This window comes from Nocardiopsis sp. TNDT3 (assembly GCF_003427465.1).
Taxonomy (GTDB): domain Bacteria; phylum Actinomycetota; class Actinomycetes; order Streptosporangiales; family Streptosporangiaceae; genus Nocardiopsis; species Nocardiopsis dassonvillei.
The window spans coordinates 1-5,587 of the sequence record NZ_QPFC01000854.1; the positions used below are offsets into that span (position 1 = coordinate 1).

Here is a 5,587-nt window from a genome sequence, read left to right on the forward strand (position 1 = left end):
ACCCCCTCACCTCCGACGACACGGGCGCCCCCGCCGCCCGGAACACGGCAGCAGGCAGGAAAGCGAAGACGTGACACCGACGGAATCCACCGCCAGGCGCGAACCGGAGGATTCCCGCACACCACCTTCCACCGGCCCCGGCGGTGCCGATCCCCGCCTCCTGGCCCGGCTGAAGGTCCTCACGGTGTGCCTGCTCCTGGGAGCGCTGGCCGCCAGCATCGACCCCGGCAGGATCGTCAGCGACACCAAGCTCGACCTGACGGCCGACCCCCTGGGGTTCATGGAGCGCGCCCTGCACCTGTGGGACGCCTCCTACTTCGGCCAGATCCAGAACCAGGCCTACGGGTACTTCTTCCCCAACGGTCCCTTCCACCTGCTGTTCGACCTGCTCGGCATGCCCGACTGGCTCATCCAGCGCCTGTGGATGGCCGTCCTGCTCGTCGCCGCGTTCACCGGCGTGTACAAGGTCGCCGGGGCGCTGGGCATCGGCACCGTCAACACCCGCATCCTGGCCGGGGTCGCCTACGCGCTGGCCCCCCGCGTGCTGACGCTGCTGTCGTACAACTCCGCCGAGTTGCAGCCCATGCTGCTCATGCCGTGGATCCTGCTGCCCCTCGTGCTCGGGGCCAGGCACGGCCGCTCTCCCGCCCGCATGGCCCTGCTGTCGGGCCTGGCCTTCCTGCTGTGCGGCGGCACCAACGCCGCCTCCGAACTGGCCGTCCTGGTCGTGCCGGGGCTCTACCTGCTCACCCGGGCGAACGGTCCGCGCAAGTGGCGCCTGACGGCCTGGTGGACGGTCGCGCTGGTCCTGGCCTCGTTCTGGTACGTCGCGCCGCTGCTCCTCATGGCGCGGTACGTGTTCTCGTTCATGCCCTACACCGAGGACGCCGCCGTCACCACCGGCGTCACCTCGCTGCTCAACGCGCTGCGCGGCACCTCCAACTGGATGGGCTTCCTGCCCGACCAGGGAAACACCGCGCTGCCCTCGGGGGCGGAGCTGTCCACCACCCCCTGGCTGATCGCGGCCACCGCGCTGGTGGCGGGACTGGGCCTGGCCGGGCTGGTCAACCGGCGCACCCCCGAACGGCTCTTCCTCATCGCCAGCCTCCTCACCGGCACCGCGGTCATCGTCGCGGGCTTCACCGGCGACCTCACGGGCCCCTTCGCGGGGACCATGCGCGAGCTGTTCGACGGTCTCCTCTCCCCGTTCCGCAACGTGCACAAGTTCGACGCGCTCGTGCGCCTGCCCCTGGTGCTGGGCCTGGCCCACCTGCCCGTGGTGGTGGCCTGGGACCTGGCCGACCGCAGGGGCACGCCCGTGTCCGGACGCGTGCGCCGCACCGTCGCGGGCGCCACCGCCGCCGTCCTCGCGGCCACCCTCGTGCCCGTCGGCACCGTCGGGATCGCCCCCGCGGGCGGCTTCGCGCAGATCCCCGACTACTGGTACGAGGCCACCGACTGGCTGGAGGCGCGCGCCGACGAGCGCGGTATGACCATGGCCCTTCCCGGTTCGGCGCGCGGCGAGTACGAGTGGGGCCGCCCCATGGACGAACCCCTGCAACCGCTGTTCGAGGGGGCCTGGACCAACCACCAGATCATCCCGTGGGGCTCGGCGGGCGTCTCCCGCGTCACCCACGAGATCGACCAGCGCGTCTCCTCGGGACGCGGCTCCGCCGGGCTCGCCGACACCTTCGCGCGCATGGGCGTCACCCACCTCCTCGTGCGCAACGACCTCCAGCGCACCGGCAACAACGGCGGCTGGCCCGCCCGCGTCCACCAGGCCCTGGCCGACTCGCCGGGCATCACCCGGGCCGCCGAGTTCGGCCCGGTCATCGGCTCGCTGGACCACCAGTCCGCCTCCCAGTGGTTCGACCAGCCCTACCGGGCGCTGAGCGTCTACGAGGTGGAGGACGCCGCGCCCACCGTCGGCACCGTGCCCGCCGACGAGGTGCTGCGGGTCACCGGCGGCCCCGAGTCCGTGCTCCACCTGGCCGAACAGGGGGTGGTCGACGACGACCGCCCGATCCTGCTCGGGGACGACCCCGGAGCCGGGGAGGTCGCCGCCCAGGACACGGTCGTCACCGACACCGCCCGCCGCCGCGAGGTGGTCTACTCCGATGTGCGCCGCAACGTGTCGGCCACCCTCACCGGGGACCAGGAGCTCGAACGCGACGTCCCCGCCCCCGACGTCCTCGACCCGGCGTGGGAGGACCACGTCGCCCACGCCGAGGACGTCGGGATCGCCTCGGTGCGCGCCTCCTCCGCGGAGAGCGGGGCGGGGGCGCGCGCCGCCGACCGCGACCCGGGGCACGCCCCGCACGCCGCGCTCGACGACGACCTCACCACCTCCTGGCGGTCCAGCGCCTTCACCGGCGCCCTGGGGGAGTGGATCGAGGTCGAGTTCGAGGAGCCCCAGGACCTGACCGGGCTCAGCGTCGCCTTCGAGCACCTGCCCGGCGAGCCGCCGCCCTCCCGGGTCACCCTCGTCACCGACGGCGGCGAGGCGCAGGTGCCCGTCGCCGAGACCGAGGAGCCCCAGGAGCTGGCGGCACCGCCCGGCGCGACCACCACACTGCGCGTGCGCGTGGACGAGCTGGCCTGGGAGCCGGAGTACCGGTTCGGCACCCGGGTGGGTGTCGCCTCGATCTCCGTGCCCGGCCTGGAACCGGCCCGCACGCTGCGGGTCCCCGGCCCCGCCGACGCCGGAACGCTGCTGTTCACCGGCTCCACCGGTACCGCGCCCGGTTGCATGGAGGGCTCGCACGTGTGGGTGTGCAACCCCGACCTCCAGGTGCGGGGCGAGGACGCGCGCCGCCTGGACCGCACGTTCGAGCTGTCGGCGGAGTCGGCCTCCGCCCCGCACACGGTCTCGGGCGAGGTCGTGCTCACCGACCCCCGGGAGGCGGAGAACGCCGCCAACCGGGCCAGCCCCCACCCGCACGTGACGGCCTCCTCCACTGCCGTGCAGCACCCCGCCGCGATGGGCCGGGGCGCGCTGGACGACGACGAGAGCACCGTCTGGTACCCGGACCCGGAGGAGAAGAACCCCTGGCTCGACATCGAGCTGGGCGCGCCCACCGAGATCGGGCACCTGGAGGTGGAGTTCCCGCGCGCCGACAGCGTGTTGCGGCCGATCCGGGTGACCGTCGAGGGCGGCGGCACCGTGCGCGAGGGGTGGCTGGACGGCAGCGGCCGGGTGGACTTCGCCGAGTTCACCGCGGAGTCGCTGCGGGTGACCTTCGAACGCCCCGAGGGGCAGGCCCTGGAGATCGGCACCGTCACCCTGCCCGGGGTGGAGCCGGTGGAGCCGCTGCCCGAGGGCGACGCCTCCACCGCGTGCGGCCTGGGCCCCACGCTGCGGGTCAACGACCAGCGGGTGGAGACGCGGATCAGCCGGGGCACCCTCGCCGACCAGCTCACCGGCCGCCCGCTGCGCTACGAGAGCTGCACCGACCTGGACCTGGTCGGGGGCGGGAACCGGATCGTGGTCGATCCGGGCAACCGCTACGAGGTGCGCTCGGCGCTGGTGGAGTCCGCCGACCCCGTCTCGGACCGCCCCGAGGTCACCATGGCCGAGGTGGAGCGGGTGCACGCCTGGGGTCCGGGCGAGCGCCGCTTCGACGTGGACGTCGCCGAGGACAGCCTGCTGGTGGTCAACGAGAACTTCAACGAGGGCTGGCGGGCCCGCCTGGAGGGGGCTGACGCCGCACTGGAGCCGATCCGGCTGGAGGGCTGGAAGCAGGCCTGGGTGCTGCCCGCGGGCAGCGCGGGCACCGTCACCCTGACCTACGCGCCCGACACCGCCTACCACCGGGCCCTGGCCGTGGGCGCCGCGCTGGCCGCGGTGCTGGTGGTCGCCGCCCTGTGGCCCAGGCGCCTGCTGCCCGGGGGCGCGGCGGCCGGGGCCGCGGCCCCGCGGGGCGCCCGCGCCCTGCCCGACGCCGGGCCCGGATGGCTGGGGCGGCGGGTCGTGCTGCCGCTGGGCCTGGCCTACGGGGTGTGGGTGGCCGGTGCGGTCGGTGCCGCCCTGGTCGCGGTGATCCTGGTGTGCATGTGGTGGCTGGGGCGCCGGGCGCCCCGGAGGCTGCGGCACGCCAAGCCGGGACGGCCCTCCATGGGCGGGCGGACGCTGCCGCTTCTGGCGGGGCCCTGGCCGGTGGCGGTGTCGTTGGCGCTGGCCGGGCTGGCCATGGGCGCGGGTACCCACCTGGCGCTGTACATGCCCTTCCACGAGGTGACCGAGGTGTTCGGGGGAGCGCTGCGCGGCTGGGTCTCCCAGCTGCTGTGCCTGCCGGCGCTGGTCCGGCTCGTGCTGGCCCTGGGCCAGCCGGGCGACGGCGAGGACGCCGACGCCGATCCGCCGTCGGTCCGCGTCCGAGCGGCCGCTGCGGACGCCGGTGGCGGGGCGGACGGGCCCGCTCCGTCCGGCGGTGCGGCCGGTCTGGCCGCTACTGCCGGGGTCAGTGGGTCTAACGGTGCTACCGGTACCCCGGCGACTCCTGTGAGCGATGAGGCCGGCGGCGCTCCCCACAACGGGGGCCCCTCGGACGACGACCGGTGGGAGAACGACCCCGAGGAGGCCCGGACATGAGCGCGCTCGGCGCGGGGGAGGCCGCCCCCAGCCAGGTCGGCCCCGAGCGCCGACCGGGGCGCTCCCTGCCCCGCGGCACCCTGCTGGTGGCCGTGGGCGCCTTCCTGCTCACCCTGGCCGCCCTGCTCCCGCTCTACGTGTACGAGCGGATGGCCCTGCTGCCCGCCGGGGCCGAGTTCGACATCCGCATGCTGGACGAGGACGCCGGTTACCTGGACACCTCCACGTGGTCGTGGGTGGAGTCGGCCGAGCTCAGCAGGGTCACCCGGGTGGACGCCTCCGCGCACGGCGGTGACTGGTCGGCGTGGGAGGTGTCCGTGGACACCTCCGTGCCCGACCGGATGATCGACCACTGGAGCCGCCGCGTCATCGTCGACCGGGAGACCGGCCGGGCGGTCAACTGCTGCGGTGAGCACGTCGACGGCGACCGGGCGGTCCGGCAGGCGGGGCTGGTGTACTTCTGGCCGCCCGGGGACGGGGAGGGCGAGTACCCCTTCTACGACGCCGAGGTGCGGTCCGCGCCGATGCTGGAGTTCCAGGAGTGGGAGGAGGTGGCGGGGGTACCGGTGCGCCGGTACAGCCAGTGGATCGAGTCCACGCAGATGCCCGACTCGGCCCGCCCCGTGCCCGCCTCCCTGTTCCGCCCCGGGGCCACGGGCACGGTCACCGCCACCCGCTGGCTGGAGGTCAGCCGGACGTTCTGGGTGGAACCGGTCAGCGGGATCGTGGTCAACGCCCACGAGACCCGCGCGGAGACCCTGCGCCCGCAGAACGACAGCGGTGAGGCGCCCCTGCTGTACGCGCGGCTGGTCCTGGCCGAGCAGCAGGTCGCGGCCCAGGCCGAGCAGGCCCGCGTGCGCTCGGTGCTGCTGCGCGCCCTCTCCTCGTGGGCGCCGTGGACGCTGGCCCCGCTCGGCGGCCTGGTCGTGCTGGTCGGCCTGGTCCGGGCCCGGCGGGGCCGGGACGCGCACGGGGGAGCGGAGCGGGGGCCCGAAC

Annotated in this window: 2 protein-coding genes; both read left to right on the forward strand. The window is 74.9% G+C overall.

What is annotated here, in order from left to right; translation table 11 throughout:
• Nucleotides 1-70: 70 nt before the first annotated feature.
• A complete protein-coding gene (locus tag DQW06_RS20575; protein WP_117199124.1) occupies nucleotides 71-4,591 on the forward strand; it encodes an alpha-(1->3)-arabinofuranosyltransferase in 4,521 nt (1,506 codons plus the stop codon).
• Nucleotides 4,588-5,587 (forward strand): DUF3068 domain-containing protein (locus tag DQW06_RS20580; RefSeq protein WP_157983523.1); only part of this gene is annotated, 1,000 nt, incomplete at its 3' end. The genes DQW06_RS20575 and DQW06_RS20580, both read left to right, overlap by 4 nt.